This window comes from Flavobacterium sp., from assembly GCF_040402955.1.
GTDB lineage: Bacteria > Bacteroidota > Bacteroidia > Flavobacteriales > Flavobacteriaceae > Flavobacterium.
The window spans coordinates 113,474-137,569 of record NZ_JBBALQ010000003.1 but is presented as its reverse complement, the minus strand read 5'-3'; the positions used below and the strand labels follow the sequence as shown (position 1 = coordinate 137,569).

At 30.1% G+C, this 24,096-nt stretch carries 21 protein-coding genes; 9 read left to right on the top strand and 12 right to left on the bottom strand.

All coding sequences use genetic code 11. The annotated features are described in order from the left end of the window. Positions 1–102 precede the first annotated feature (102 nt). Positions 103–1,198, bottom strand: a protein-coding gene (prfB, locus tag ABWP78_RS02905) for a peptide chain release factor 2 (RefSeq protein WP_353168848.1) whose coding sequence is annotated in 2 segments (ribosomal slippage) — positions 103–1,134 and positions 1,136–1,198 — 1,095 coding nt in all. Because the reading frame shifts where the segments join, the coding sequence is not laid out codon by codon here. Between the two features lie 46 nt (positions 1,199–1,244). On the opposite strand from prfB, the gene ABWP78_RS02900 reads away from it, so the two are divergent. Next, positions 1,245–2,270, top strand: a complete 1,026-nt coding sequence (locus tag ABWP78_RS02900; protein ID WP_353168846.1) for a threonine aldolase family protein — start codon at positions 1,245–1,247, stop codon at positions 2,268–2,270. 90 nt (positions 2,271–2,360) lie between these two features. On the opposite strand, the gene ABWP78_RS02895 is transcribed toward ABWP78_RS02900, so the two are convergent. Genes ABWP78_RS02895 through ABWP78_RS02860 form a run of 8 tightly spaced genes read right to left on the bottom strand, consistent with a single transcriptional unit; the run spans position 2,361 to position 8,300 of the window. Next, positions 2,361–3,083: an acyl-[acyl-carrier-protein] thioesterase gene (locus ABWP78_RS02895; RefSeq protein WP_353168843.1), complete on the bottom strand. Its 723-nt coding sequence runs from the start codon at positions 3,081–3,083 to the stop codon at positions 2,361–2,363. Between the two features lie 2 nt (positions 3,084–3,085). Beyond that, positions 3,086–3,679 carry a hypothetical protein gene (locus tag ABWP78_RS02890; RefSeq protein ID WP_353168840.1) on the bottom strand — a complete coding sequence of 198 codons (594 nt, stop codon included), beginning with the start codon at positions 3,677–3,679 and terminating at the stop codon, positions 3,086–3,088. Beyond that, positions 3,679–4,311 (bottom strand): hypothetical protein, encoded by a 633-nt coding sequence (locus tag ABWP78_RS02885; RefSeq protein WP_353168838.1) that lies wholly within the window; start codon positions 4,309–4,311, stop codon positions 3,679–3,681. Before ABWP78_RS02885 ends, ABWP78_RS02890 begins: the two co-directional genes overlap by 1 nt. Before the next feature lie 40 nt (positions 4,312–4,351). After that, positions 4,352–5,275: a tRNA (adenosine(37)-N6)-dimethylallyltransferase MiaA gene (gene miaA / locus ABWP78_RS02880; RefSeq protein WP_353168835.1), complete on the bottom strand. Its 924-nt coding sequence runs from the start codon at positions 5,273–5,275 to the stop codon at positions 4,352–4,354. Positions 5,276–5,292: 17 nt separating this feature from the next. Next, entirely contained in the window at positions 5,293–5,610 is a 318-nt protein-coding gene (locus ABWP78_RS02875; RefSeq protein ID WP_353168833.1) for a YbaB/EbfC family nucleoid-associated protein, read from the bottom strand. A gap of 44 nt (positions 5,611–5,654) precedes the next feature. Next, positions 5,655–6,212 carry a hypothetical protein gene (locus ABWP78_RS02870; protein WP_353168830.1) on the bottom strand — a complete coding sequence of 186 codons (558 nt, stop codon included), beginning with the start codon at positions 6,210–6,212 and terminating at the stop codon, positions 5,655–5,657. Positions 6,213–6,222: 10 nt separating this feature from the next. Continuing rightward, positions 6,223–7,341, bottom strand: a complete 1,119-nt coding sequence (locus tag ABWP78_RS02865) for a GTP cyclohydrolase (protein WP_353168827.1) — start codon at positions 7,339–7,341, stop codon at positions 6,223–6,225. Then, positions 7,341–8,300: a transporter gene (locus ABWP78_RS02860; RefSeq protein ID WP_353168825.1), complete on the bottom strand. Its 960-nt coding sequence runs from the start codon at positions 8,298–8,300 to the stop codon at positions 7,341–7,343. Before ABWP78_RS02860 ends, ABWP78_RS02865 begins: the two co-directional genes overlap by 1 nt. 94 nt (positions 8,301–8,394) lie before the next feature. Here ABWP78_RS02860 and ABWP78_RS02855 point away from each other — a divergent pair, with 94 nt between their 5' ends. The 5 genes from ABWP78_RS02855 (at position 8,395) to ABWP78_RS02835 (ending at position 14,504) form a co-directional block, all read left to right on the top strand. Beyond that, positions 8,395–8,652 (top strand): DUF4834 domain-containing protein, encoded by a 258-nt coding sequence (locus ABWP78_RS02855; protein ID WP_353168823.1) that lies wholly within the window; start codon positions 8,395–8,397, stop codon positions 8,650–8,652. A 58-nt stretch (positions 8,653–8,710) separates the two neighbouring features. After that, positions 8,711–11,152, top strand: coding sequence for a YfhO family protein (locus ABWP78_RS02850; protein ID WP_353168821.1), 2,442 nt, complete (start codon positions 8,711–8,713; stop codon positions 11,150–11,152). Between the two features lie 61 nt (positions 11,153–11,213). Beyond that, on the top strand, positions 11,214–12,512 hold the full coding sequence (locus ABWP78_RS02845; protein ID WP_353168820.1) for a glycosyltransferase family 4 protein: 1,299 nt from the start codon (positions 11,214–11,216) through the stop codon (positions 12,510–12,512). 6 nt (positions 12,513–12,518) lie between these two features. Next, positions 12,519–12,941 (top strand): hypothetical protein, encoded by a 423-nt coding sequence (locus tag ABWP78_RS02840; protein ID WP_353168818.1) that lies wholly within the window; start codon positions 12,519–12,521, stop codon positions 12,939–12,941. An 87-nt stretch (positions 12,942–13,028) separates the two neighbouring features. After that, the gene (locus tag ABWP78_RS02835; RefSeq protein WP_353168815.1) at positions 13,029–14,504 is read left to right on the top strand and encodes an oligosaccharide flippase family protein; all 1,476 of its coding nucleotides are present in this window, start codon (positions 13,029–13,031) and stop codon (positions 14,502–14,504) included. A gap of 48 nt (positions 14,505–14,552) precedes the next feature. Here the strand turns inward: ABWP78_RS02835 and ABWP78_RS02830 are convergent, their stop codons facing one another. Then, a complete protein-coding gene (locus ABWP78_RS02830; RefSeq protein WP_353168814.1) occupies positions 14,553–15,230 on the bottom strand; it encodes a hypothetical protein in 678 nt (225 codons plus the stop codon). Positions 15,231–15,495: 265 nt separating this feature from the next. Between ABWP78_RS02830 and ABWP78_RS02825 the strand changes: the two genes are divergently transcribed. The 3 genes from ABWP78_RS02825 (at position 15,496) to ABWP78_RS02815 (ending at position 20,529) form a co-directional block, all read left to right on the top strand. Further along, the gene (locus ABWP78_RS02825) at positions 15,496–17,238 is read left to right on the top strand and encodes a M23 family metallopeptidase (RefSeq protein WP_353168812.1); all 1,743 of its coding nucleotides are present in this window, start codon (positions 15,496–15,498) and stop codon (positions 17,236–17,238) included. Positions 17,239–17,240: 2 nt separating this feature from the next. After that, on the top strand, positions 17,241–19,709 hold the full coding sequence (locus ABWP78_RS02820; protein ID WP_353168810.1) for a TonB-dependent receptor: 2,469 nt from the start codon (positions 17,241–17,243) through the stop codon (positions 19,707–19,709). Positions 19,710–19,833: 124 nt separating this feature from the next. Continuing rightward, the gene (locus ABWP78_RS02815; protein WP_353168808.1) at positions 19,834–20,529 is read left to right on the top strand and encodes a hypothetical protein; all 696 of its coding nucleotides are present in this window, start codon (positions 19,834–19,836) and stop codon (positions 20,527–20,529) included. Positions 20,530–20,531: 2 nt separating this feature from the next. Here the strand turns inward: ABWP78_RS02815 and ABWP78_RS02810 are convergent, their stop codons facing one another. After that, on the bottom strand, positions 20,532–22,361 hold the full coding sequence (locus ABWP78_RS02810; RefSeq protein WP_353168806.1) for an ABC transporter ATP-binding protein: 1,830 nt from the start codon (positions 22,359–22,361) through the stop codon (positions 20,532–20,534). After that, positions 22,361–24,088: a phospho-sugar mutase gene (locus ABWP78_RS02805; protein ID WP_353168804.1), complete on the bottom strand. Its 1,728-nt coding sequence runs from the start codon at positions 24,086–24,088 to the stop codon at positions 22,361–22,363. The genes ABWP78_RS02810 and ABWP78_RS02805 overlap by 1 nt, the downstream gene beginning before the upstream one ends. Positions 24,089–24,096 lie beyond the last annotated feature (8 nt).

Sequence of the window (24,096 nt, the reverse complement as noted above, 5' to 3'; positions counted from 1 at the left end):
TAAATTTCGATCTGTTAAACTTTTAAACTCGACCTGTCGAGTTGTTTAATTCGACCTGTTAAGTTTTACAACTCGACAGGTCGAATTTTTTTGTCTAATTTGTTAGTCTTCTTTTTGTCCCATCATCATTAAATAGGCCTTTAAAAACCCATCAATTTCACCGTTTAATATGGCTTCAGAATCAGAAGTTTCAAATCCGGAACGCACATCTTTAATTAGTTTATACGGATGTAAAACGTAATTTCTAATTTGCGAACCCCATTCAATTTTCATTTTACCGGCTTCAATATCATCACGTTGTGCCAATTGTTTTTTTAATTCAATTTCGTATAATTGCGATTTTAACATTTGTAACGCACGCGACCTATTGTCGTGTTGCGAACGCGTTTCCGAACATTGAATCTGTATTCCAGATGGCTTGTGATACAGTTGAACCTTAGTTTCTACTTTATTTACATTTTGACCACCAGCACCACTTGAACGAGCGGTAGTGATTTCAATATCTGCAGGATTAATTTCAATTTCAATGGTATCATCCACTAATGGATACACATATACGGAAGCAAATGAAGTATGACGCTTGGCATTACTGTCAAATGGAGAAATTCGTACCAAACGATGCACGCCGTTTTCACCTTTTAAATATCCAAAAGCAAAATCGCCTTCAATTTCTAATGTTACGGTTTTTATTCCAGCAGCATCGCCTTCTTGATAATTTAATTCTTTTACTTTATACCCTTGTTTTTCTGCCCACATTAAGTACATCCGCATCATCATACTTGCCCAATCGCAACTTTCAGTTCCACCTGCACCAGCAGTAATTTGAAGCACAGCACTTAAATTATCACCTTCTTCCGAAAGCATATTTCTAAATTCTAAATCTTCAATATGGTTGATTGTTTTCTCAAAAATGGCATCTAATTCTTCTTCCGAAACGGCTTCTTCTTTATAAAAATCATAAGTCAGTTGCAATTCTTCAGCTAAATCTTCACAATTGGTGTAGTCGTCTACCCATTTCTTTTTCGAACGTAAATTTCTAACTACAATTTCTGCTTGTTTGGCATTGTTCCAAAAGTCGGGAGCAAAGGTTTTCTCTTCTTCGTTAGATATTTCTACAAGCTTGGCATCAACGTCAAAGATACCTCCTTAACGCACCAAGGCGATTAATAATGTCTTTTATTTGTTCGGTATTTACCATTTTATTTGTAATTTTACAGAACAAAAATAGACTATTTATACGATTTATGGAAATTAATTTATTCAGCGATACAGTTACCAAGCCCACTCCAGAAATGTTACAATTTATGTTTAACGCGAAAGTGGGTGATGATGTTTTTAAACAAGATCCGACAGTTAATGAATTGGAAGCATCTTTAGCTGATTTATTTGGTAAAGAAGCCGCTTTGTTTTTTCCTTCCGGAACGATGGCAAATCAAACCGCTATAAAATTACACACTAATCCAGGTGACGAATTAATTTGTGATAAATGGGGACACGTTTTTTTATATGAAGCGGGAGGAGTAGCTTTTAACAGCGGTGTTTCGTGCAATTTAATTGACGGAAATCGAGGTATGATTACCGCCGAACAAGTAGAAAACGCTATAAATGATCCTGAGTTTTATCACGCGCCAATGACGAAATTAGTTTGTGTAGAAAATACTACAAACAAAGGCGGCGGCGCTTGTTATGATATAGAAGAATTAAAAAAAATAAAAGAAGTTTGCACAAAACACAATTTAAAATATCATTTAGACGGCGCCCGACTTTGGAATGCTTTAGTTGCCAAAAAACAACATCCAAAAGTATATGGCGAATTGTTTGATACCATTTCTCTTTGCTTGTCAAAAGGCTTAGGTGCGCCCGTTGGGTCGGTTTTGTTAGGTACAAAAGAAGATATGAAACGAGCACTCCGAATTCGTAAAATATTTGGGGGTGGTATGCGTCAAGCGGGTTATTTAGCTGCAGCTGGAATGTATGCGTTACAAAATAATATTACTCGCTTAGAAGAAGACCATAAAAAAGCTAAAGAATTAGGAAGTGTTTTAGAAACCCTGCCTTTTATTTATAAAGTGGAGCCAATTGAAACCAATATTATTATTTTTAAACTAAAAAGTGATGTGAACGAGACTCAATTTATTGATATACTAAAAGCCAAAAACATCAATATCAGCAATATGGGGCAAGGCAAATTACGAATGGTTACTCACTTGGATTACAAACAAGTAATGCACGATTATGTAATGGAAACATTACGTAAAATAAATTTTTAGTGAGGTACGCAGTTTTTACAGATTTTGTAGATTTACACAAATTAATATAAATAAATCTTTTTAATCCGTTAAATCTGTGTTGCCATCATTTTAAATCTCAATCTCTAAAGCAAAACAGCTTTTTCCCTCTTTAGTAATTAAGAATGAATTTTCAATATGATGAATTTCAATAACATCATTATAATTTAATTCTTGTAAGTAGTTTAAATTTAATGCTTTAATTGAATTACTTAATACCATTTCTACGTTTGCAACATCCAAACACCATTCTAAATACTTTACATTGTTGGCATGATTTACAATATCAATATCAGATAAAATAATTTTTCTTTCGTTTTTATATGTAAATACTTCTGGGATATTTATTTTCTGTATTGGTTGTAAAATACTATCGGTATCATATTTTTCAAAATGAGTATGTGGTAATGCTAAATTATCTGGTCGTCTGGTTTTGGTATTAATAACCACCCAAAATGTTTCGCAACCTATTAGTTTTTCTTCATTCAAATACATTTCTAAACATCGAACGGAACGCGAATTATCTAAGGTTTTAATCCAGGTTTTAATAGTAATAACATCTTTCCATTTTGGTAATTTTGATATTTCAATTCGCATTCTACTCAACACCCAAGCTTGTTGATGTTGTTGCATATCTAAATAACTAATACCACCTAAGTCGGCGTGAATGCCCGCAACTATTTGAAATAAATTACAAATTTCGGTATGTTTTAAAAAGCCGTTAGGGTAGCAATGTTGAAAACCAATTTCAAAATTTTGTTTGTAAATAGAGGTAAAGTTAGAAGAAATTGGCATAATTAATTAAATTCAAATCCAAGAGTTAGTTGAATAGCATTTGAATTTCCAAAAAATTTCTGGTCAGCATCATTCGCATTTAAACTATTAAAATATTTTATGTAGTTTATACCAAAATAAGCAGTATAAGTCGAATTAAAATTATAATCTAAATAGGATCCAATTTTTATTTCATTACCGTTTTGTTTTGCAATAGTTTTTCGTTCTTCATTTTTAAATTTAATATTTGCTGCTGCAAATTGTATAAATGGAACTATTGAAAATTTAGTATTTAATGTTATATTATGCGAAGCTTCTATAAAATAACAATGTTTCTTCATGTATTCAAAATTACCAATTACATCTTTATTTTTTAGTTTGAATTGATTGTATTCATATCCAAATGATAAATTGGTTTGATATACTTTAATAAATGTGAAATTAGAACTAAAACCTATGCCACCGCTAAAATCTTTGGCAAAAAAATTAGTTCCAAAATAAATGGGTGAGTTGACACCAAGTCTTAAACTAGGTTCTAAATTAATAATTTTAGTTTCTTTTTTAGTTTGTGAAAAGGATGAAACTGAAAATAATACAAGTACAATTATTTTTTTCATTAGTAAGTTATAATATGATATAATGTATTATTAGCGATACTCAAATTTTCAATAAAATTTTGTTTTGAATTATTATTTAAGTCTTTAATTGTATACTTTAATGTGAAATTTTGATTTTTCTTTAAAGAATAGTTAAAAGTTGGATAATATACTTCAGGTGTTGAAAAGTCAATTATATTGTTGTATTTTACTGCGACAACTTCAATTTTATCAATTATTTTATTAGAATTTATTTGATTTGGAGTAATGTTAAAATCAGCTAAATCTTCTAATTTAAACATTGTGATTGTACCAAAATCAAAATTATAATTTTGAATTGTATCAGCGGTTATATTAATAATGTCATATGATAGATATGAAGAACTATTTATGTGTATTGCAAAAGTTGAAACGGGTTTAAACATTTTTAATTGCAGTCTTCCATTTTCATCTGATTTTTTATTATACACATCATCATCAACATTATACACAACATAAGAGTTGAAATCAGAGCTAATACTGGTTTCTATATTTGGAGTGGGTATCGCGTTTTTATCTTCAAATTTAAAAGAAAGATTTATTATAGTCTCTCCATCATAAGGGATACCACAAGAGGACAAAATAAAAACCAATAAGATTATTATTTTTTTCATTTTTTTCTTTCAAAAATAATTAAAATTAGATTTTCAACCCTTAAATTACTGTTAATTTATCAATATCATTAATAATGGGTTCTATTTTAGTTTCATAATCAAACCAAATGGCATTTTCTGTAAGCTTAAACCAAGTCATTTGTCGTTTTGCAAATCGGCGTGTGTTTTGTTTGATTTGTGCTGTAGCAAATTCAAGTGTGCTTTTGCCTTCAAAATAATCAAATAATTCTCTGTATCCAACGGTTTGTAAGGCATTTCTTTCTTTATGAGGAAGTAATTGTTTTACTTCTTCAACCAAACCTGCTTCAAACATTAGGTCTACACGTTGGTTAATTCTTTCGTACATAATTTCTCTATCTGATTTTAAACCAATAATAATAGGTGTGAAATTGCGTTTGATGTTTCTTTTTCCAATAAAATCTGAATAGGGTAGACCACTTCCAATACAAACCTCTACAAAACGTTTCATACGTTGCGGATTTTGTAAGGTTTGCGGATTTTCTATTTCCAGTTTTTTATAATAATCGGGGTCTAAATTTTGTAATTGTTCTTGAAGAAATGTGATGCCTAAAGTATCAAATTTGATGTTAATTTCTGTGCGAACACTTTCTTCAATATCTGGAAATTCATCGAAACCTTTTAAAACGGCATCTACATACAAACCAGAACCGCCCACCATAATTTGTATGTTGTTTTTTTCGAAAAGTTCATCTAATTTTTCAAGCGCTTCTTTTTCAAAATCACCCACAGAATACTTCTCAAAAATCGATTTATTTTGAATAAAATGATGAGGTGCAGCGGCTAATTCATCATCCGACGGCACTGCTGTACCAATTTTCATTTCTTTAAAAAATTGCCTACTATCGCACGAAATGATTTCGCAACCAAAATGTTGTGCCAAAGCAATACTTAAGGATGTTTTTCCAATAGCAGTGGGTCCGATTATAGTAATGAGATAGTTCAATTTTTAAGAAAAAAAATTTATTTAAACATATCCATTCCAGGAATACTTGGCATCCCTGACTGGGCTACTGCTGCCATTTCTGCTTCGTTTACATTTGTTGCTTTTGCAATTGCTTTGTTTAAAACAGTTACCAAATAATCTTTTAACATTTCTTTATCTTGAAGTAATTCATCGGAAATTTTGAAGTTTTTAATTTCTCTGTTGGCTGTTAAAGTTACTTGTAATAAACCGTCGTTACTTTGTTCGTCCACTAAAACGCTGTTTAATCTGTTTTTAGTTTCTTCCATTTTTTGTTGGGTTTCTTTTAATTTACCCATCATTCCCATTAAGTCCATTTTGTATGTATTTTTGTTAAATCTATTTTCTTTTTTATTAATTTCTATTTTTTATGAATATCTAAATCATCATTAACATTTTCTTCATTTGAAGTTGGAAACATTCTTTGTAATTTTCTTATTTGATTCTGTCTATTAAAATATTCATCATAATAATAGGCTATTGGAAAACATATTAGCCAAAGTATTATAGAGTTGTCTGAAAGATGAAGAAAATTACCGATAAATGTGGTGATTGCGAAGGTTATGAAACCAAACCAAGAATAATAATTTGCTTGTATTAATTTAAGTTCAGCTTCATCATCTAAAAATCTTCTTTTAATAAAAAAAGTTATATAGGGAATCCAAATAAAGAAAAAAATGTTTTTTTGAAAAAGTGATAAATCGTCAAAAATATTTTTTTTAATTAATTCATTAAATTGAATGATTTTTTTTTCTTTAAATTGTATGATGTCTTCTTCTGTAATTTTTCTTTCAGAAATTTCTTCAATTGCAACAATAACTGCTATTTCAGTATAACTAAACTTGTTTTCTATAATTTCTAATAATTCTTCATTAGATAAATTACTATATCTTTTTTTAAGATCTTCTTTTGTTACCATAGCAATTTTATTACAATTCTTTTATAAACGTACAACGTTTTTTATGATATTCTGGATCAAAATTTTTCCATAAATTATGAACGGCGTGATTATCCTCTAATTCCGGAGTTCGAATGCAATTTACTACTCCTATTTTCTTAAAACTGATGTGATTTTCATTAAATAAAATAGCAGTTACGCCTTTACTTTGGTATTCGGGTAAAACGCCAATTAAATAAAATACCGCAGTTTTACATTTGTTTTTCGCTTTTAATAAATGTAAAAATCCTGTTGGAAATAGTTTTCCTTTTGCTTTTTGTAACGCTTCAGCAAAATCTGGCATTACAATACTAAAAGCTACCATTTTGCCTTCTTTATCCATCACGAATTTTATAAATTCCGGATTGATAAACGAAATGTATTTCTTTTTAAAATACTCAATTTGAATATCGTTAATAGGCACAAATGATTGTAAAGACGCATAACTTCCGTTAAATAACGTAAACATTTTGTCTACATACGGCATAATGTCTTTGGTTTTTGTAAAATTCAAATGGGTTAAATCGTATCTTTTTTCAATCATATCTGCCACGCGCTGAAAATTTGTAGCATCAATATTTGAAAAAGGAAACTTACTTTCTAAATATACTTTTTCTTTAGCAAAACCCAATTGTTCAAAATGTGTCGCGTAATAAGAAAAATTATACCAAGTAATCATTAAACCTCTTTCTTCGAAACCATCAATTAAGCATCCCACTTTATCCAAATTTGAAAACCCCATAGGACCTTCGATATTTTCTAAATTATGTTCCTTTCCAAAAGCAATTACTTTATCTAAAAGTGCTTTCGTAACGTCGATATCATCTACGACATCAAACCAACCAAAACGCACTTTCTTTTTGCCTAAAATATTCACTTCATCCCAGTTGATAATTGCCACCACACGACCTACAATTTTATTGTTCTTATAAGCCAAATAAAAATGAGTATCAGCGGTTTTAAAAACAGGATTTTTGGTTTTGTCAAACGTCTCTAATTCTTCTTGAATAAGTGGCGGCACCCAATTTTTATTATTTTTATACAACTCGAAAGGAAAGGTTACAAATGCTTTCAGTTCTTGTTTCGAGAAAATTTCTTTAATTTCTATCATTATTCCACGCCGTCTTTTCTTTTGTTTTTCGCTGCTTTTTTATCCATTTTCTTGTCCATTTTACTTCTTGTTCCTGGTTTGGCCATTTTAACTTCTTTGTAATTTTTAGTAAAACGCCAAGTGAAGCCCACACCACCATAAAATATACCTGGAGTATTTTTAATACTGGTACCAATAGAAGCATCAAATTGCATATCTTTTTTATGTAAATATGCTGCACCTAATCTGAAAATACCATCACTGTAATATTTGCCATTGTAACCTTGATTTTCAAGAAATACCGATAAATTTTGGTTGATTCCGTGTGTTACGGTTAAAATATAATCGATACTGGCAAAATCAGTTCCTATTTTGTTGTAAATTAAGTTGGTTACTAAAACCGTTCTGTCTCCAAAATGATTTTGTGCAATAGCCATAACTTTCGGACTAAATTTTGCTTCTACCACGGACGTATTTGCAAACAAATTATTTTCAGAAAAATTTAAATTGGCTCCTGCATAAGCAGAAAATGCAGAAATAAATTGTTTCCATTTGAAACGATGATTGGCTTTCCAACTGTAGATACTTGGTTTTTCGGGTCCTTTTTTAAACGGATCATAAATTAAATATTTTGCACCAAAAGTGGTTTGACGTAAGGCACTTCTGTTTGAAGCAACATCAAATTTTTGATACGAATCTTTTTGGTATTGAATTTCGGCAATAAGCTCCAATTCTTCTTTAAATAATCCCCAACGTAAAGCTAAATCGGCAAAATATCCTTTAGCGTTATAGTTCAGTTTATCGTGGTTTTCACTAATATAATTTACACCAGTTTCTGTTTGAATGACACTTTTACCAACCGCAAAGGCCATCATAGATTTTCCAGGACGGTTTGAGTTGACTTCATCGGTATATTGAGCCGCGCAAATAGATGAAATTAGTAATGTTGTAATTAAAACAACTTTTGAGGAAAACGTCATAATGATTCATTTAAAACCCAAATGTAAATATTTTATCATAATTTTAAGTATTAGATTTGATATATTCCTTATTTTTGACAAAAAAAATACAATTATGGATACAGCAAGTGTGCCGGGATTTATTAGAACCATTTTCTACATCATTTTGTTTTATTATTTATTTAAGTTCGCAATGAGGCTATTAGCGCCATATTTGATGCAAAAAGTGGCTAAAAAAGCAGAAGAACATATTAAAAGACAGTTTGAGCAACAGCAACAAAACTATGAGTCAACAGCAGATAACAATAAGGAAGTTCCAAAAAAAGATAAAAAAGTAGTTGGTGATTACATCGATTATGAAGAAGTTGAATAATAATTTCCCCCATTTGGGGATTTTTTTATTTTTGTAGGATATTAATTTAAGAAATAAAATGAAGAAATTAGAAAAATTTGCACCACATTTATATGCCATTTTTGGTTTTATAGTAATTGCTATTATTTATTTTTATCCTGTATTGTCTGGGAAACAAATAATGCAATCGGATATTGCACAATATACCGGAATGGCAAAAGAACAAAACGACTTTAGAAATGAATTTCATCAAGAGCCGTATTGGACAAATAGCGCATTTGGTGGTATGCCAACGTATCAATTAGGTGCGAAGTATCCTCATAATTATATTAAAAGTTTAGATAGTGCATTACGATTTTTACCACGTCCTGCCGATTATTTATTTTTATATTTCTTAGGTTTTTATATCTTATTAATGAGTTTAAGAGTGAAACCCTTGCAAGCTTTTTTTGGTGCTTTAGCGTTTGGTTTTTCTACCTATTTGATTATTATTTTAGGAGTAGGGCATAATGCAAAAGCGCACGCGATTGCATATATTCCAATGGTTTTAGCAGGAATTATCTTTGTTTTTAGTAAACGATATTTGATTGGAGGTATTGTAACGATGCTTGCTGCTGGATTAGAAATTCAGGCGAATCACTTCCAAATGACGTATTATTTCTTGTTCTTATTTGCTTTCGTAATTGGGTTTTATATCTACGAAATTGTTAAAGAAAAGGATTTAAAACATTTATATAAATCATTTGCAATTTTAGGTTTAGGTGCCGTTTTAGCTATTGGTGCGAATGCTACCAACTTGTTAGCCACTGCCGAATACGCTAAGTATTCTACGAGAAGTAATAGTAATTTAACTTTAGATGAAAACGGCAAAAAGAAAACCGATACGAATGCAATGAGTTACGACTATATTACACAATATAGTTATGGTGTTGCTGAAAGTTTAAACTTAATTGCACCTAAGTTATTTGGAGGATCCAATGCTGAAGATTTAGGAGATAAATCATCAATGTATCAGTTTATTGTGGGGCAAAATGTGCCTGAAACTGAGGCAAGAGATTTGGTAAAACATATGCCAACGTACTGGGGTAATCAACCCATTGTTGCTGCACCAGCATATATAGGAATTGTGGTATTATTCTTAGCAATTTTGGCACTATTTTTAGAAAAAAGAAAAATTAAATATGCTTTTGCCGGAGCAATCGTGCTATCTTTATTGCTTTCATACGGTAAAAATCTTTCTGTACTAACAGACTTCTTTATTAATTATATGCCTATGTATAATAAATTTAGAGCAGTTTCTTCCATTCAAGTTATTTTAGAATTATGTATGCCTGTGTTAGCCATTTTAGGGTTGTCGGCATTTTTAAATGCTGATGAAGCTGAGAGAAAAAAACCTTTATTATATTCATTAGGGATTGTAGGTGGAATTTTAATACTATTGTTCTTTGGAAGCGGTATGTTTGATTTTACTTGTGAAAACGATAAAATGTATGCCCAACAATACGGTCCTGAATTTATGAAAGTCTTAAAAGAAGACAGAGCGAATATGTATATGTCTACCATTTATCGTTCATTAGGATTTTTAGCAGTAGCATTTGGAATATTATTTTTCTATACGAAAAAAACGTTTTCACACTTAACTACAGTTATACTAATTGGATTAGTAATGGTGTTAGATTTATTTGTTGTCGCAAAAAACTATGTAAAAGCAGACGATTTTGTTTCGAAAAGCCAAATAGAACGACCATTTGGCGAACCTACTGAAGCTGATGCAATTATATTAGAAGACACCACTCATTTTAGAGTTTTTGATGTAGATGGGAATATGAATAGTGCAAGAACGTCTTTTTATCACCAATCTATCGGAGGATATCACGCAGCGAAACCTAAGAAAATGCAAGAAGTATTCGATTATCAAATTGCAAAAAACAATTTTGAAGTCTTGAATATGTTAAATGCGAAATATATTTTAAAAACTAATGAAGAAGGCAATCCACAATCGTTAGAAAATCCAAATGCGAATGGAAGTGCTTGGTTTGTTTCAAAAGTGAAAGTGGTAAATTCTGCTGATGAAGAAATGAAAGCTTTAGATAAGTTGAAAACGAATGATGAAGCTGTTATTAGTTTTGCATCAAATGATGCAATGTCGATTAAATCAATGGGTAAAATTTCAAAAGATTCCACTTCAATTATTGAGCTGATGTCATACAAACCAAATCATTTAAAATATGTTTCTAATAACTCTAAAAATGGTTTTGGGGTGTTTTCTGAAATGTATTACGAAAAAGGTTGGAAAGCTACAATTGATGGAAAAGATACTGAAATATTAAATGTAAATTACGTATTACGTGGTTTAAAAATTCCAGCAGGAAAACATAAAATCGAGTTTAAATTTGAACCAGAAGTTGTAAAAACAGGAAGCATAATTGCTTTGATATCCACTCTTTTAATGCTTATCGCTATAGGATTAGGGATTTTTTATTGGAGAAAACAAAATAAACAATTAGCTGAAATAAAATAAATTCATATTAAACCTGACAGGTTTCAAAAACCTGTCAGGTTTACATTATAAACAAAACATTTTGAATACAAATAAAGTTTTAATCATCACGTATTATTGGCCGCCAGCTGGTGGGCCTGGCGTACAGCGTTGGTTGAAATTCGTAAAATATTTGCCCGATTTTGGTATAGAACCCATTGTATATATTCCAGAAAATCCAAGTTATCCGTTACTTGATGAAAAATTACTTTCTGATGTTTCTGAGAATACGATAATTCTAAAAAAAAAAATATTCGAACCTTATGCTTTGGCTTCATTTTTATCCAAAAACAAAACAAAGAAATTAGGAGCAGGTATCATTACTCAAAAGAAAAAGCAATCGATTATTGAAAAAATAATGCTTTGGATTCGTGGAAATGTTTTCATACCAGATGCTCGCGTTTTTTGGGTAAAACCTTCGGTAAAATATCTTAAAAAATACATTCAAGAAAACAATATTGAGACCATAATTACTTCAGGTCCGCCACATAGTTTACATTTAATAGGCTTGGATTTGAAAAAGCAACTTAATGTAAATTGGATTGCTGATTTTCGAGATCCGTGGACGACCATTGGCTATCATAAAGAGCTTAAATTGTCAAAGTGGGCGAGTGCCAAGCACAAAGCATTAGAAAAAGAAGTAATGACAACTTGCGATACGATTTTAGTAACTTCACCCACTACAAAAACCGAATTTGAACGAATTACAAATCAACCTATTGTAGTCATTACAAATGGTTATGATGTGGAGCAAATTGAAAAAAAGCCATTAGATAAAAACTTTACTTTAGCGCATATTGGTTCGTTTTTATCGGAAAGAAATCCGCAAATTTTATGGGAATCTTTATCAGAATTAATTCAAGAAAATGAAGCATTTGCAACTCATTTTAAATTAAAATTAATTGGAGCGGTTAGTAAAGAAGTTATACAATCAATTTCAGATTATAAATTAGATAATTTTGTGCAAAATTTAGGTTATGTTTCGCACGAAGAAGCATTAGTACATCAAAGAAGTTCGCAAGTTTTATTGTTAATTGAAATTGATTCTGAAGCTACCAAATGTATCATTCCAGGAAAACTTTTTGAATATTTGGTTTCAGAAAGACCTATTTTAGCCATCGGACCGAAAAACTCCGATTTTGAAAATATCATAAAACAGACAAATACAGGTGTTTTTTATCTATATAACGAGAAAAACGAGCTAAAAAGTCAAATTTTAAGCTATTTTAATCAATATTTGGATAACAGCTTAAAAGTAAATGCAGTCGGTTTACAAAAATATAGCAGAAAAAGTTTGACTGAACAATTAGCAATTACAATATCAAAATTCAATAATAAATAGTGTAAAATGATGTTCTTTGTTTCTAAAATTTATTATCTTATATATTCCGTCATAGGATTTGTAATTTCTATCGTTTTTATTTTTTCACTTTGGAACGAAATAATTTACAGAAAGAAAGGTTATCAAATTATTATTTTTATTTCATTAGTTTTTTTATCAATTAGTATTTATTTTTATTTAAAATCTATAAGTAAGAAAGCACTGCTAATAATTGATGATGAAAAAATTTCAATTATTAGTAAATCAAAAAAATATTATTTTGAAGATTTGTGTTTTTACAGGAAAGAAAAGATTTTAGCCAGAAGTTCATTTGAATTTATTCATTTTTATGATAATCAAAAAAATAGAGTTTTTTATTTTAATTTAGATGAAATAGGTAATAAAGAATTGCTATTAGCTTTAATTGATGAAAAATTAATAAAACTTTAATAAATTCAATAACAATGTCAAAATTTAACAGCAAAAAACAATATTAACAACACAAATCTAACAATCCAAAAATCCAAAAATCTAAAAATGGGTATCGTAATCAAACAATCTATTAAAAACACCATCATTACTTTCATTGGTTTTGTAATTGGTGCGGTTAATTTTTTGTACATGTATCCTGTTTTTTTAGGTAAAGAATATTTAGGGTTGACCAATTACATCTTATCTGCAGCAAGTATTTTGTATCCAATAATGTCATTCGGTATTCAGAATACATTAATTAAATTTTTTGATGAAAATAATAAATCGGAAGCAGAGTTAAGTAGGTATATTAGTTACATGCTTTTGTTGCCATTGCTCATAATTATTCCGTTTTTTGCTTTGTTTTATTTTTATTATGAAAACATTGCATTATACGAATCTGCAAAGAATAGTATTGTTTATGATTTTGTGTGGGAAATTCCAATAATCGCTTTGTTTATTGGTTATTTTGAAATTTTTTATGCTTGGTTACGTGCGCACATGAAATCAGTTTTTGGTTCATTTGTAAAAGAAGTTTTTGTCAGAATTTTAGTAACTATTTCGCTGTTTTTGGTATACTTTAAATGGATAACTTTACCACAATTTGTTCATTCTTTGGTTTTGGTTTATGGAATTAGTTTATTAGTAATAATTTATTATGCAAATAAGGTTAAACGCATTCAACTTAATAAAAAATTTCCAAAAAATATAAAGTCCATTTTTGTATTCACTATTTTAATTCTTTTTTCCGCTAGTGTGGCCAATATGTTATTAGATATTGATAAATATATGATAAATCAGTTTTTAAAAATTGATAATATTGCATTTTATTCAATGGCGGTTTATTTGGCAATGGTAATTTCGGTTCCTCAAAGGGCGATGCATCAAATTACCTATCCAATTACGGCCAAATTAATTAGCGAAAATAAATGGCAGGAATTAAATGAATTGTATAAAAAATCGTCTGTAACACTTCAAGTAATTGGTGGTTTAATTTATATTGGTATTCTAGTAAACATCAATCAAGTTTATAAAATTTTGCCTAATGAAGGTTATGATCAAGGATTGTTTGTTGTTTTTACAATTGGTTTATCAAAATATTTTGATGTGATTTTAGGTAATAATAATGCTATTATTTTTAATTCAAAATATTATAAAACGGTTTTACTTTTGGGTGTTTTATTGGTTTTTGTAATCGTAGGATTAAATTTAATTTTCATACCAAAATACGGAATAAACGGCGCTGCTTTAGCGACTTTAATCGCAATTGGAATGTACAGTTTAGCCAAGCTATTATTCGTGGTTTTTAAAATGAATTTATTTCCGTTTACTAAAAAAACTTTTATTTCAATCGCAATTACATTAGCGTTGTTTTTCGGTTTTTACTATTGGGAATTTCCTTTTCACCCAATTATTAATATTGGTTTAAAATCGGTACTCCTTTCAGTTTTATATTTGGCTTTACATTACTATTTCAAGGTTTCAAGTGATATTAATTTTGTGATTAAAAATGTATTCAATAAGGTTTTTAATAAAAAATAAAAAATCCCGCTTCGTAAATACGGAACGGGACTTTTAACAAACTAACATTTAATTTCTTTTTCGTTCTTCGGTATCTTTTTTAATTTCGTCAATGTCTTCTTTTTTCATTTTTTCTTTGCTACCATCTTTTTTGTAGTAGTAATAATCGTCATCGTTTCCAACATCATCATTATGATAGTTTCCACCATTATATCCTGCTGGGCAAGGATTGTAGGTATAACCATAACTCATTCTGTTAACAAAACCCACAACTCCAACAATTTGTCCGTGGTAATTATAAAATAGACGCATACCTCCAATTCTGGTTAAAGCAAAACTGTTATAAGTCATAAATACACTTCCAATTCGTTTAATTCTTCCATAATAGTCATAATTCACGAATACCGTTCCAATTCTTCTGATTCTACCATAATAGTCGTACTCAATTTTAATTCCTCTACTACTTCTTTCGTCAATATTTGTTGTAGCTGGAATGCCTCCACGTCTTGCTAAATAATTGTTGTTTCCAATATTGAAATCGAAATCGCCACTTGGAAAAACATAAAACAAAATGCCTCTTTCAAAAAACTCAATTGGCTCGGCATCCCTGTAATCAATTGCGTAATAATTAGGATACCCATTTTGATGTTCATTTCTGCTTCCACGTCTTTCGGTGCTATCTTGTTGAGCATGAGCTGCGTTTAACAGGATTAAAAAACTGCCGACTAAAAATGTAATTTTTCTCATGATTTCTAAGTTTTAAAGGTTCTACATTTTCTAATTGTTATTGTTATTTAGTTATTTTCAATTGTTATGCCAAAAGAAAAAATGTATATGATAACGATTTGATAATAACTTGTTAATGATTTCTAATGAATTGATATATAGCGTTTTAATTTGAATGTTTAAAAAAAATCAACCAATTTTTCATCTGTTATTTACAACACAGATTATACTAATTTTAAAAATTTCTAAAATCGGTGTTTCAAAAAAGTAAAAAATTAGAACGAAATTGAATTTAGTTTTTGCTGTTGCCTCTGAATTTACTATTTTAGCACAAATCAGAATCAGTATGCGGAAGTTATTCTTTTTATTATTTTTTATAAGCCACTTAGTTTTTGCGCAATATCCAACGGATTACTTTCGTTCTCCTTTAGATATTTCTATAAATTTATCAGGTACTTTTGGTGAATTACGCTCCAATCATTTTCATTCAGGGTTAGATATTCGCACCAATAATATTGAAGGATTACCTGTTTATGCTGCAGCTGACGGAATGGTTGTACGAATTAAAGTATCGCCATTTGGTTATGGAAAAGCTTTATATATTGCCCATCCTAATGGATATACAACTGTTTATGCACATTTGCAGAAGTTTAACGATAAAATTGAAGCGTACGTAAAAGAACAACAATACCGTCAGAAAAGTTTTGAAGTAGAATTATATCCCAGCAACATAAAAGTATCACAATCAGAAATTATTGCTTTGACAGGTAATTCTGGCGGCAGTGGCGGACCCCATTTACATTTTGAATTTAGAAATACGGCTACTGAAAAGATTATCAATCCAATGGCTTTTGGAATGAATAAATTGATTAAAGATCAAACAAATCCAGTAATTTCCAGTTTAATGGTGTATCCTGCAAACGATTCAATATCAGTAAATAAAAGTAGAAATCCAGTTAGTTTGTCGTTACAAAAACAAGTGGACGGTACTTTTTTGGCTACAAAAGTCGTAGCCAGTGGAAAAATTGGTTTTGCACTGAATTCGTATGATATATCAACCAATAATTACAATAAAAACGGTGTATATAAAGTAGAAAGTTATTTAAATGGTTCGCCAAATTTTAAATACGAATTTGAAACGTTTGCTTTTGACGAATCGAAACATATAAATTATTTTATCGATTTTAAAACGTTTAAAAAACTAAAGCAACGCTTTCAAAAATTATTTATTAAAGAAAATTATCCTTTATCTATTGTTAACGGGAATACTAAAAATGGTTTTATTGATATTAAACCCTATGTAAATTATACTTATAAAATTGTAGTTTCTGATTTTCACGGAAATACTACTGTGGTAAATGTTCCAATTTCTTATGAAAAAGCAATTCAATTTTCTGAAACATCAAAACCAGTAGCAAAAGAAAACTATTTTATAAAACACAAATCGGAATATAATTTTGAATTTGATAAAACGGCAGTGTACTTTCCACCGAATGCTTTGTATGAAAATGCTAATTTAAATATTTTAGAGAAAGATGGCGTTTTAGATATAGAAAATAATTTTGAAGCCATTCAAAATGCGTTTACTGTAACTTTAGATATGTCAGATTTATCTGAAGAAGAAAGAAAAAAAGCATTTATTGGTACCGTTTCGGGGTATAAGTTAGAGTACAATTCTTCTTTCAAAAAAGGAACAAAAATAGCAGCTAAAGTAAAAGCATTTGAAAAATATAAAGTTGGTATTGATAATGTGGCACCTCGAATTTATAATCCTAATTTTATTGAAAACAGCAATATTTCTAAATTAAAAACGTTAAGTGTATCTATTAACGATTTACTTTCAGGCATAGATAGTTACAATGCTTATTTAAATGATCAATGGATTTTAATGGAATACGATTATAAAACTAAAAAATTAATTCATAATTTTGAAGATGGTAAAGTGATTACGGGAAACAATATCATTAAAATTGTGGTTACAGATAAATTTGATAATACAGCCACATTTACATCAAATTTTATATATTAAGTATGCCTATAAATAGTAAGTTATTTCAAATTATTCTGTTTTTTATATTTATTTCTACCTTTTCGTTTGCTCAAAAAGCCAGAATTAAAGGTGTGGTTTTAAACGAAAATCAGTTACCTATTGAAAATGTTTCAGTAAGTTCACCTACTTCGAATACCATCACCAACAAAAACGGATTTTATGAATTAGAAATTTCTGCGAATGTGGAAGTTACAATTTCGTATTATAATTCGTCATTTAAAAAATCAACGTATAAAGTCAATTTAAAACCGAATGAAGATTTTGAATGGAATCCTATTTTAGGAACTTTTACAGAAACTATTGAAACCGTAGTAATTTCCGGTAAAAACAGAAAAATCAATGGAGCGACAGCGCTTTCGCCCGTTTTATTAAGACGAATTCCTGGAGGAAATGCGGGTGTTGAAAATTTAATAAAAACCCTTCCAGGAGTGTATTCAAATAATGAATTAAGTACTTCGTATGCCGTTCGTGGCGGAAATTACGATGAAAATTTAGTATATGTAAACGAAATTGAAGTCTATCGTCCGTTTTTAGTTCGTTCTGGACAACAAGAAGGTTTGAGTTTTACCAATACCGATATGGTACAAAATATCGATTTTTACGCAGGTGGATTTCAAGCCAAATATGGCGATAAATTGTCTTCTGTTTTAGATATTGCGTATCGAAATCCAAAAACATTTCACGCCGGTTTTGAAGCCAGTTTTTTAGGTGGAAGTATTTTTGCAGAAGGCGTATCAAAAAATCAAAAGTGGAGTAATATAACTGGAGTTCGCTATAGAAATAATGCACTTTTAGTAAAAAGTCAGGAAACTCAAACCAATTATAAACCTTCATTTTTAGATGTACAATCGCTATTTAATTTCAATTTAAACACCAAATGGAATTTTAGTTTTTTAGGAAATATCGCACAAAATAATTATAATTATCAGCCGACTTCTCGTCAAACGAATTTTGGTACAATTAGCGAGCCAATTGCTTTATTAATTCAGTATGAAGGACAAGAAAAAGATTCGTATACTACCTTTTTTGGCGCTTTAAAATCTGTTTTTGAACCTAATAAAAATAATATATACAAACATATTTCATCAGTTTATCATACTGTAGAACAAGAATATTATGATATTTTAGCACAGTATCGATTGGGTCAAGTAGACGCAAATATTGGTTCTGAAACTTTTGGAAATGTTGTTTTTTCCCGCGGAATTGGTTCGCAACTAAATCACGCAAGAAATAATTTAGATGCTTTAATTGTAACCAATGAAATAAAGGGAAATCATAAATTAAATGATGACAACGCGATTGAGTGGAGTTTTAAACATAATTTCGAAAATATTAGAGATAGGGTAGTAGAGTGGGAAGTTATAGATTCTGCAGGATTTTCATTACCAAATCCAGAATTAGAATATATAAATGACCAACCTTATAACCCATATTTTGGACCTTTAGCACCATACCAAAACGTACGAGCTAAAAATAATACCACAATAAATCGATTCAATTCATATTTAAATTGGAATTATGAAGGGATGATTGGTTCGCATACGTATTATGTAAATGCTGGAGTTCGTGGGCAAAGTTGGATGGCTTCAAATAATGGAATTTCTGGAAATAATCAATTTACATTTTCGCCAAGAGCGCAATTTATTTTAAAACCAAATTGGGACAAGGAAATGGTTTTTCGCTTTTCGGTCGGTGTTTATAATCAGCCTCCTTTTTACAGAGAATTACGAGCCAGTGATGGTTCTTTAAAGCCAAATGTAAAAGATCAAAAATCAATACATTTTGTTTTTGGACACGATTATAGTTTTCAAATGTGGAACAGACCTTTTAAATTGGTGAGTGAAGCCTATTACAAAACGATGACAGATGTAAATGCGTATACAATTGATAATGTACGAATTAGATATGAAGCAAATAACGACGCAACGGCATATGTATATGGAATTGATGGAAGACTTAATGGTGAGTTTGTTCCTGGCGTAGAATCTTGGTTTACGTTTGGGTATTTAAAAACAGAAGAAAATCAGGGTGGTAAAGGTTTTATCGCACGTCCAACAGACCAACGATTAAAATTTGCTATTTTATTTCAAGATTATATGCCAAATATTCCAAGTTTAAAAATGTACTTAAATTTAGTATATAATACAGGTTTACCAGGTGGTTCGCCTGCTTATGCAGATCCCTATTTATATCAAACACGATTAAACGATTACAGAAGAGCCGATACCGGATTTTCTTATGTTTTTAAAGATGCAAAATTAGGTGGACACAGAAAATGGTTAGCTAATTTTTCTGAATTTAGTGTAGGTTTTGAAATTTATAATATGTTTAATAATCAAAACTCCATAACCAATACTTGGGTGCGAGATGTCTATACCAAAACACAATACGGTGTACCAAATTACTTAACCACACGAACGTTTAATTTGAAATTAAGTATGAGAATTTAAGTTTGGGAACACAGATTTGATAGATGTAACGTTTTTTGTATATTTTGTAAATGTTTAATTCAAGAAAATAAAAACAAAGAATAATTGTATTTTTTAAGTATATTTGATACTCAATATAAAAACTATGAAAAATTATATATATATCCTTTTAGCTTCAAGTGTGATGATTTTTTCTTGTCAGGAAGAAAAAGCCAAACCAAAAGTAAAATATACTGGTAAAGTATCCAAATCATTACAAAAAGACACCACCAAGTTAGAAGTAGTTGATTTACCCATTCAGTTTGAAGGAAGTAATGTGTTGTTATATGCTATTGGAAATTTAACCGTTGGCGATATAAATAAAAAAGGAAATTATGAAAGTGCTTCTGCGTATGAAGGTGTTTCAGGTTTTCAAGTTTCTAATTCAATGGAAAATGAAATTACAGGTTATTTGCAAAATCTAAAATTTCAAGAAATTGGTACCGATTCTTTGCATATATTAACAGATAAAGTAATGCTAATTGAGCGTGTTTCTTATGTAAAGAGTAATAAAACGTTAGTATATGTTTTGTCTGATGCCGATACCAATCAAGATGGTCTTATTGATTCTAATGATATTAAATCGCTTTATATTAGTACAGAATTAGGTAAAAATTTCACTAAAATTTCTACAGAATTACAAGAATTAATTGATTGGAAACATATAGAATCTGCAAATAAAATTTACTTTAGAACTATTGAAGACGCGAATAAAAATGGCGAATTTGATAAAAAAGACACCATTCATTATCACGTTGTAAATTTAAAAGACAATAAAGTTTCAGAATATTTTCCTTTATAAAATTATTCTAAACTCTGTAAGGCTACTAACCTAGCATACATTCCGTTTTTTGCAATTAATTCTGCGTGTTTACCTTGTTCTACAATTTCACCTTTTTGCATTACAATTATATTGTCTGCTTTTTGAATGGTCGATAAACGGTGTGCAATTACAATAGATGTTCGGTTTTGCATCATTTTTTCTAAAGCATCTTGAACTAATTTTTCACTTTCAGTATCTAATGCAGAAGTAGCTTCATCTAAAATCATAATTGGTGGATTTTTCAACACGGCTCTTGCAATAGATAAACGTTGTTTTTGTCCACCCGATAATTTTCCACCAGCATCACCAATATTGGTATCAATTCCATTTGGTAATGCAGCTACAAACTCATAAGCATTAGCAATTTTTAAGGCTTCAATAATTTCTTCATCAGTAGCATTTGGCTTTCCAATAAGTAAGTTGTTTTTTATGGACTCGTTAAATAAAATCGAATCTTGAGTAACCAATCCGATTAAACCACGTAAAGCGTGCATATCCCAATCTCTAACTTCTACACCATCCACTTTAATTGAACCATCTTGTATGTCGTAAAAACGGGTTAATAAATTAGCAATCGTACTTTTTCCAGAACCCGATTGACCAACTAAGGCAATTGTTTTTCCTTTTTCTACCTCAAATGAAAAGTTTTTCAGTACATTATCATCTTGGTAAGCAAAGTTGATATTTTTTACAGAAATTTTATTTTCAAAAGTATGTTTTACAAAGGCATTTGGTTTGTTAATTACAATATTATCTTGTTCTAACAACTCAAAAACTCTTTCAGCCGCAGCTAAACCACTTTTCACTTGGTATGACGCTTTAGAAATTGCTTTGGCAGGAGTTAGAATTGCGTAAGCTAAACCAATATATGCAAGAAATTGTGGACCCTTTAGAGTTCCTTCCTCCAAAACCATAATTCCACCAACCCAAAGTAAAACTGCAATTGTAACGATACCTAAAAATTCGCTAACTGGTGAAGCAAGATTATTTTTGTTGGCAATACTGGTTGATAGTTTCAATAATCTTTCTAGCGAATCGTTAAATTTTTGTATAAAAGAGTTTTCTGCATTAAAACTTTTAACGACTTTTAATCCCGTTAAAGTTTCATCTAATGTAGAAATAAAAATACCTTGTTCTTGTTGAGCTCTTGTTGATTTTGCTTTTAAATTTTTACCAATTCTTGAAATAATAAAACCTGAAATTGGAATGAATACAAAAACGAATAAAGTTAATTTTACACTTATAGATAACATCAAAAAAATTGAAAAAATAATCGTCATTGGTTCTCTAACAATTAATTCTAAAATTTGGAAAAAGGAATTTTGAACTTCACCTACATCGCCTAACATTTTCGTCATTACATCCCCTTTTCTTTGGTCAGAATAGAAGGATATTGGTAAATGGATAATTTTAGCATATAACTTTTCACGTAAGTCTTTCAAAACACCATTTCTAAGAATTGTAATTTGAAAAGAGGCCAAATAATTAAAAATATTCTTTAATAGTGCAGTTACAATTACTATTCCAACTACCAACATTAAAGCATATTTTGCTCCATAATCGTCGTTTAATTTTGTAATGTAGAATCCTAAATATTCTTGAGCATAATTATTAATATCTAAAATTCCTGTAAACTTGGGTTTTTCAAAAACTTCTTCTGTTTGTTTGAATAGTACGTTTAATATGGGAATTAAAGTTATCATTAACATAGATGAGAAAAACGCATAAAAAACGTTGAATACAACATTTAAAATGGCATTTCTTTTATACTTTAATGCAAAAGGTATTATTTTTTTTAAATTTTGATCCATTAGTTTAATTTCATTTCAGTGATTATATTCTGAATTTTGTTGTCTAAAAATGTATTGGCTTCTTGGAAATCAGTAGCATCTTCTAAAATGGCGTTGACGCTAAAATAGAATTTAATTTTCGGTTCGGTTCCACTTGGTCTGGCGCAAATTTTGGTGCCATCTTCTAAATAATAAATCAACACATTCGATTTTGGAATGTCTAAATTAAACGTTTCATTATTTATTAAATCACGAGCCGTTGTGTTTTGGTAATCTTCAATACAAACTACGCGTTGTCCGTTGATGGTTTCCATTGGATTGTCTCGTAAATTTATCATCATTTGGTTGATTTCTACCAAACCTTCTTTGCCTTTTTTGGTTAAAGATATTAAATGTTCTTTATAAAAACCGAAATCTAAGTATAAGTTAATCAGTTCTTTAAACAAACTACTTCCTGAAGCTTTGGCTTGTGCGGCAATTTCACAAACTAATAAACTCGCTGCAACGGCATCTTTATCTCTAACGGCATCACCCACCATATATCCGAAACTTTCTTCGCCACCACCAATAAATTTTTGATTTGGAAAGTCTTTAATAAATTTTGCAATCCATTTAAAGCCTGTTAATCCTACTTTACATTCAATTCCGTAAGCACTTGCTAAATCTAACATCATTGGTGTAGAAACAATTGTAGAACCAATAAATTCTGTTCCAGTAATTTTATCGGCACGTTTCCATTGTTCAAGTAAAAATGCTGTCATAACCACCATAGTTTGATTTCCGTTTAACAACATCATTTTACCATTTGTGTCTCTTACCGCTACGCCCAATCTATCCGAATCAGGATCCGTACCAATAACGATATCCGCATTTACTTCGTCTGCTAACGCTAAAGCCATAGCTAACGCTTCTGGTTCTTCTGGATTTGGCGATTTTACAGTTGGAAAGTTTCCATCTGGAATTTCTTGTGCTGCAACAATGTTTACATTCGTATAACCTGCTTTTGCTAAAACAGCAGGAATTGATTTTACAGATGTTCCGTGTAACGGTGTAAAAACAATATTTAAATTTTCTTTAGCTAATTTTGGGGTATTAAAACTGGCATTTTCAATGGTCGAATTAATAAAGGCTTCATCAACAGCTTCATCAATATATTCAATTAAACTTTCATTTGCTGAAAACAGAATATCACTATATTTTAATGCTTCAATTTCTGCGATAATTTCGCCATCTTGCGGAGGTACAATTTGTCCGCCATCTTGCCAATATACTTTGTATCCGTTGTATTCTGGTGGATTATGTGAAGCCGTTAATACAATTCCAGCGTGACAATTTAGGTGTTTTAAGGCAAATGATAATTCTGGAGTAGGGCGTAATTCAGAAAATAAATACACTTTTATATTATTTGCTGAAAAAATATCCGCTACTATTTTCGCTAATGTATCGCTATTTTTTCTACAGTCATAGGCTATTGCGACTTTTAAATCTTCATTTGGAAAGCATTTTTTTAAATAATTAGACAAGCCTTGTGTGTTTTTCCCCAAAGTATATTTGTTTATACGATTGTTTCCAACACCCATAACGCCGCGCATTCCACCTGTTCCAAATTCTAAATTTTTATAAAAAGCATCTTCTAAACCTTTTGGATCGGATGTCATTAATGCTTCAATTTCAGTTTGTGTATTTTGGTCGAAAGTAGGCGTAAGCCATTCGTTTACTTGATTTAATATGTTTTGGTCCATGTGCATTATTTTAT

Coding starts and splice junctions, on each gene's coding strand:
- ABWP78_RS02900 (WP_353168846.1), top strand. CDS start 1,245: ATGGAAATTAATTTATTCAGCGATACAGTTACCAAGCCCACTCCAGAA.
- ABWP78_RS02895 (WP_353168843.1), bottom strand. CDS start 3,083: ATGCCAATTTCTTCTAACTTTACCTCTATTTACAAACAAAATTTTGAA.
- ABWP78_RS02890 (WP_353168840.1), bottom strand. CDS start 3,679: ATGAAAAAAATAATTGTACTTGTATTATTTTCAGTTTCATCCTTTTCA.
- ABWP78_RS02885 (WP_353168838.1), bottom strand. CDS start 4,311: ATGAAAAAAATAATAATCTTATTGGTTTTTATTTTGTCCTCTTGTGGT.
- ABWP78_RS02875 (WP_353168833.1), bottom strand. CDS start 5,610: ATGGACTTAATGGGAATGATGGGTAAATTAAAAGAAACCCAACAAAAA.
- ABWP78_RS02870 (WP_353168830.1), bottom strand. CDS start 6,212: ATGGTAACAAAAGAAGATCTTAAAAAAAGATATAGTAATTTATCTAAT.
- ABWP78_RS02865 (WP_353168827.1), bottom strand. CDS start 7,341: ATGATAGAAATTAAAGAAATTTTCTCGAAACAAGAACTGAAAGCATTT.
- ABWP78_RS02860 (WP_353168825.1), bottom strand. CDS start 8,300: ATGACGTTTTCCTCAAAAGTTGTTTTAATTACAACATTACTAATTTCA.
- ABWP78_RS02855 (WP_353168823.1), top strand. CDS start 8,395: ATGGATACAGCAAGTGTGCCGGGATTTATTAGAACCATTTTCTACATC.
- ABWP78_RS02850 (WP_353168821.1), top strand. CDS start 8,711: ATGAAGAAATTAGAAAAATTTGCACCACATTTATATGCCATTTTTGGT.
- ABWP78_RS02840 (WP_353168818.1), top strand. CDS start 12,519: ATGATGTTCTTTGTTTCTAAAATTTATTATCTTATATATTCCGTCATA.
- ABWP78_RS02835 (WP_353168815.1), top strand. CDS start 13,029: ATGGGTATCGTAATCAAACAATCTATTAAAAACACCATCATTACTTTC.
- ABWP78_RS02830 (WP_353168814.1), bottom strand. CDS start 15,230: ATGAGAAAAATTACATTTTTAGTCGGCAGTTTTTTAATCCTGTTAAAC.
- ABWP78_RS02820 (WP_353168810.1), top strand. CDS start 17,241: ATGCCTATAAATAGTAAGTTATTTCAAATTATTCTGTTTTTTATATTT.
- ABWP78_RS02815 (WP_353168808.1), top strand. CDS start 19,834: ATGAAAAATTATATATATATCCTTTTAGCTTCAAGTGTGATGATTTTT.
- ABWP78_RS02810 (WP_353168806.1), bottom strand. CDS start 22,361: ATGGATCAAAATTTAAAAAAAATAATACCTTTTGCATTAAAGTATAAA.
- ABWP78_RS02805 (WP_353168804.1), bottom strand. CDS start 24,088: ATGCACATGGACCAAAACATATTAAATCAAGTAAACGAATGGCTTACG.